General features: G+C 60.4%; 6 protein-coding genes. 5 read left to right on the forward strand and 1 reads right to left on the reverse strand.

What is annotated here, in order from left to right; genetic code table 11:
- A partial coding sequence (locus tag RBR29_RS11065) for a hypothetical protein (protein WP_320349279.1) occupies positions 1-365 on the reverse strand: 365 nt, incomplete at its 3' end.
- Positions 366-455: 90 nt separating this feature from the next.
- Between RBR29_RS11065 and RBR29_RS11070 the strand changes: the two genes are divergently transcribed.
- The 5 genes from RBR29_RS11070 to RBR29_RS11090 all read left to right on the forward strand — a co-directional run.
- The gene (locus RBR29_RS11070; protein ID WP_320349280.1) at positions 456-896 is read left to right on the forward strand and encodes a hypothetical protein; all 441 of its coding nucleotides are present in this window, start codon (positions 456-458) and stop codon (positions 894-896) included.
- Positions 897-1,004: 108 nt separating this feature from the next.
- Positions 1,005-1,328, forward strand: a complete 324-nt coding sequence (locus tag RBR29_RS11075) for a DUF2761 domain-containing protein (RefSeq protein WP_320349282.1) — start codon at positions 1,005-1,007, stop codon at positions 1,326-1,328.
- A gap of 435 nt (positions 1,329-1,763) precedes the next feature.
- Entirely contained in the window at positions 1,764-2,102 is a 339-nt protein-coding gene (locus RBR29_RS11080; RefSeq protein WP_320349283.1) for a hypothetical protein, read from the forward strand.
- Entirely contained in the window at positions 2,095-2,784 is a 690-nt protein-coding gene (locus RBR29_RS11085; RefSeq protein ID WP_320349284.1) for a hypothetical protein, read from the forward strand. Before RBR29_RS11080 ends, RBR29_RS11085 begins: the two co-directional genes overlap by 8 nt.
- Positions 2,785-2,790: 6 nt before the next feature.
- Positions 2,791-3,567 (forward strand): hypothetical protein (locus tag RBR29_RS11090; RefSeq protein WP_320349285.1); only part of this gene is annotated, 777 nt, incomplete at its 3' end.

A 3,567-nucleotide genomic window follows, 5' to 3' on the forward strand; every position in this document is an offset into this window, starting at 1 on the left:
TTGGGATGAATCGACAGCGAGTGCCTTGGGTCTCGAACCGGAACGAGGGCATCGAATTTGCCTGCACTGTCCCATTCGACCCAGATCACATCCCGTTCCTCGACTTCAAAGAAGCGACACAGGCGAGGCCAGAAGAACGCGAGGATTTCTCCAATCGCGTTCGTCGCCGATGCTCCCGCGTTGGCCAACCCGATCGCCTCCAGATCGGCCACCAGAGCAAGCACAGCGCCGCTATCAAGCGCGACAGCGGCGAGCGCAAGGCCACCGTCGCTGGACTCGACAGGCGCCTGGCCAGCGACGGGGACTGCAAACCGCGAGAGATGCCGCAGCATTCTGGAGCGTGCGCCGGAGGGATCGTGATCCATGGGAATCGGTGTCGGATGGTGATGCGTAAATGTAGCATTATCCCGTTCTACCATTGGTTTTTTAACTTGCGCGTGGAAGGGATCATTGCTATGATCGTCATTACTTCACTAATGACGCCGTTTTGCGAGAATTCTGAAACGCTAAAAATTCGGGTTTTTCATTTTTGGTGTCACCCTCAAAACCGCCTTTTACGCCCAGACAACATCATGAAGCTCACAGCAGGAACACCGCGGCCGCGTCAGGCCATGATCATCAGGAAGTCAGGCTCGGCCGCACGACTGCAGGCGCTCGGTGGCTGGGTTGGCGGTTCGATCGGGCAAACCGAGGCGTTGGCAGGCATTGATACCCAGTCCCATGCCGAACGATCCGCGCTCTGGAACAAGTTTCGCCACCTCTTTGGTGGTGACTCGCAGGCACTCGTCGATGCGGTAATGGACCATTGCGCCGCAATCACCCTGCGCCGCATCAAGAACGGCGAGCTGTGCCTGTTGCAGGCTCACTACCAAACAGGAACATGGAGAGATCAATGAACCATCTGGGATTGGATTGCGGGTGTGCGTCATGAGTGAGGTGGCAAAGTGCATTGCACTGCAAACTCACCTACTTTGTGTCGATCTACAAGCCGAAAGGACCTTGACATGCGAAAGCCACCGATCAAGCCGGGCTTTGTTTGCCCGCACACTGGCCGCGTGGCCGTCCTGGTCAGGGACTACGCCAACAGCGACTTGAATGGTGATACCCCGGCCTACTGGTACAGCGCCCAGGCCGAAGAGTGGGGGCTTGATCCGTGGCGACTGGTGGAAGGTGTCGATCCGCACACGCAGGGCGGCTCAATGGACGTTTGCTTTGCTGATGGGTCGAGCAAGACGGTCGGGCCGCTGATGACCTTCTTTCTCGCGGCCGCCGATGCGGCACGGCTGGAAAATACGACGGGCATGTCCGGGGATATGGGGGGACGGTAAATGCGCGATGACCCCACACACTCCGCCGATCTGGCCGGGCATGTGCGCTCGACCGAGGGGCTAGGCGCCGCCGTGCGTGCCGCCTGCCCGCTTCGCATTCGCCCAGATACTGAGGCCGGATGCTGCAGGTGGGACACGTTCCTGCAGGGCTTTTCTGATGCGTGGGCGCGACACGGCGGCCTTCCAACCGATCTTCAATGGCGCGAAGCCGAACGAGATTGGCGAGCCAACAGCACGGGATGGGAAGCGGCGCAGATTGCAAAGGCCAAGGCAAGGGAGCGCGCAGCGAAGGCCGCTGCAAAGCCGCTGATCTGGCTCGGTGGTTGCAACTACGCAGAAGCCGGCTCGCCTACGGCACTCAAATATGGACGCCAGAAATCTGGCGGCACCGACCCAGGGTTGGCCGGCTGATGCCGGCGGTACAGGAGCATGCAAATGAGAAAAAGCGACACGCCGGCCTCAGTCCGGCCGAACAACGATTTAGACCCGCTGCCGGAAGCCGGAATGACGGAGATGAACCCTTACCTTGCCCGTGGGTTGATGGACCCTCACGGCAGCAAAGCGGTTCTGTCCTGGTATGACGCCGAACAGATGCATGCCTACGCTTCAGCCGCCGTCGCCGCAGAGCGCAAGCGGTGGGAGGAAGCCGTGCGCAAAACGTGGCTCATGGTGGACCCGTTCAAGCCAGCGGGAGAGCCGGACAGCTATGCGCGAGGGCATGACCGCGGAATCATGAACGCCCTGACCACTCTGCGGATGAACCGCAATGTCTAACTTCATGTTGAAACCACCATCCGCTGAAGTCATGAAAATCCTCGACGGTCTAGGTCTCGCGATCGGTTCTCGACAAGTTGAGATCACCGACTTCAAGCAGGCCGAGGCTGGCTACGTGCATCACAGCACGGTGCCCGTCGCTCTTGTCGGGTACGCGGTTGTTTCGCCGACATTCGCGCGGGGCCGCTTTCCAAAGTATTCCTTCATCGACCTGATCCAGAAGCGGCCGTCGATGGATGAAAGCGAAGCTATCGCACTCTCAGCAGTGTGCGGCGCCGATGTCACTCCACCGTTCTGGGGAAATCCTGTTCCCTTCGGCAAGCACCTCTGGGATGTCATCGGCCGATATGACCTCGGCGCGTTTTTCGAGCGCGTGGAGCGCCGCTACGGCGGCGAAGGCGACCATTACTTAATGCGGCCCCGTGGATTTTTGTGGGATGGCCACGAGCAGATGGAGATCACTGGCGCTTTGCAACAGTGGAGGCGTGATTACAAGGCGCTCCCGCCCGTTCGCCAGTTGATGGTTGCCTCCGTGCTGCAACTGTATCGTCAAGGGCCGGACGCCCATTGGATGGTGCGTGTCCCGAAGAATTGGCATGCGGCCGAAGGCATCGAGATACTGCGTGATCAAGGAGCATTGCGCGACTGGGGGAAGCTCTACGCAACCTACCCAGGTTGGTAATCACAGATGACATCGGATCATTTGGCAATTCAAGTCGCAGCCAATCACCCAGTCAAAATCCTGACTGAGGAAGACGACGCCAGCGCTCTCGCCGCGTGGCTGCATTCTCTCGCCGGCGTGCGGGCCTCGACCAACACCTTCGACACCTACAGCTTCGAGGCGGCGCGGTGGCGGGCTTTCCTCGAACTCCGCCATGGGCCGAGCGCCACGCTGCTCGCCATGGCCACCGAGGCCGACGCGATGGACTATCTGCGGGCGTTGCAGGGCGAACCTGTATCGGGCCGGCAGGCTGGGCGTATGAGCGACGGAAAAGGCAGGCATGAGGCTCGACCCTTGCCCTACTTCACAAAGCCGCTGCAGCTCCGCTCCGCACGCACCTGCATTGCCCGGCTGATGTCGCTCTACGCCTGGCTGTTGGACAAGAACAATTTCCCGAAAACCCATAGGGCCTACCTGGAACACAACCCCTTTCACAACCTGGCCAAGCGCGAGCTGCGCGGCGTTGTTCAACTCCAGGTCAAACGCCTGTTTCCCGAAAAGGCGCTGGTCGCCATGCTCGAAGCGGCGCAACGGGACTGCGATGCCCATGCGGTCGACACACCTGGATGGTCGAGCCGCACGGCTCGCCGGACGCGCCTGCGTGCGGAGCGCACGCGCTGGATATTGATCCTGCTGTTCGTCGCCTGGCTGCGCCGTGACGAGCTGGCCAGGTTGCGCATGAGCGACTTCCACCACGAACATTTGGAAGGCAAGTGGACGCTGCAAACCTTGGGTAAGGGAAAC

The sequence above is a fragment of the Castellaniella sp. genome, assembly GCF_034007085.1.
Lineage (GTDB): Bacteria > Pseudomonadota > Gammaproteobacteria > Burkholderiales > Burkholderiaceae_B > Castellaniella.